The organism is Aeromonas sp. QDB18 (assembly GCF_027705325.1).
Classification (GTDB): Bacteria; Pseudomonadota; Gammaproteobacteria; order Enterobacterales; family Aeromonadaceae; genus Aeromonas; species Aeromonas caviae.
In genome coordinates this window covers 1-909 of sequence record NZ_JAPDBQ010000322.1, presented here as the reverse complement: position 1 = coordinate 909, position 909 = coordinate 1, and the positions used below count along the sequence as shown (strand labels likewise).

1 protein-coding gene is annotated in these 909 nt (G+C 60.6%); it reads right to left on the bottom strand.

Translation table 11 applies throughout. The features are described 5' to 3' along the window. Nucleotides 1–83: 83 nt before the first annotated feature. Nucleotides 84–848, bottom strand: coding sequence for an IS6-like element IS6100 family transposase (locus OKC30_RS21135; protein WP_001389365.1), 765 nt, complete (start codon nucleotides 846–848; stop codon nucleotides 84–86). Between the last annotated feature and the right edge of the window lie 61 nt (nucleotides 849–909).

Here is a 909-nt window from a genome sequence, read left to right as displayed (position 1 = left end):
CACCAAAGCGAGGTGAGCATGGCGACGGAGGCTCTGTTGCAAAGATTGGCGGCAGTCAGAGGTAGGCTGTCGCTCTGCGCCGATCAGGCGGCTGCTGCGAAATGGTGGTTGAGCATGCCCATGGCCTCCGTCAGCGCCGAGGGCCCAATGCCAAAAGCTCTCTCCACAAGGCGCACCTCGCCCCTGATGCCGGGCTGCAGGCACCAGGGGCGAGCCTGTCCTTTGCGCAGGGCTCGCATGACTTCGAATCCCTTGATCGTGGCATAGGCCGTGGGGATCGATTTGAAACCGCGCACCGGCTTGATCAGTATCTTGAGCTTTCCGTGATCGGCCTCGATCACGTTATTGAGATACTTCACCTGCCGGTGGGCCGTCTCCCGGTCCAGCTTTCCTTCGCGCTTCAATTCGGTGATCGCTGCACCATAGCTCGGCGCTTTGTCGGTATTGAGCGTGGCAGGCTTTTCCCAGTGCTTCAGGCCTCGCAGGGCCTTGCCCAGGAACCGCTTCGCTGCCTTGGCGCTGCGGGTCGGCGACAGGTAGAAATCGATCGTGTCGCCCCGCTTGTCGACTGCCCGGTACAGGTAGGTCCACTTGCCCCGCACCTTGACGTAGGTTTCATCCAGGCGCCAGCTCGGATCAAAGCCACGCCGCCAGAACCAGCGCAGCCGCTTCTCCATCTCCGGGGCGTAGCACTGGACCCAGCGATAGATCGTCGTATGGTCGACCGAAATGCCGCGTTCCGCCAGCATTTCCTCAAGGTCGCGATAGCTGATCGGATAGCGACAATACCAGCGCACCGCCCACAGGATCACATCACCCTGGAAATGGCGCCACTTGAAATCCGTCATCGTTCCGTCCGTCCAATCTCCGCCAAGCATGCTCAAGCTTCACGATTTTTGCAACAGAGCC

What these genes read in the sequence shown, in the direction of transcription:
- OKC30_RS21135 (WP_001389365.1), bottom strand. Translation starts at nt 848, where the DNA reads ATGACGGATTTCAAGTGGCGCCATTTCCAGGGTGATGTGATCCTGTGG.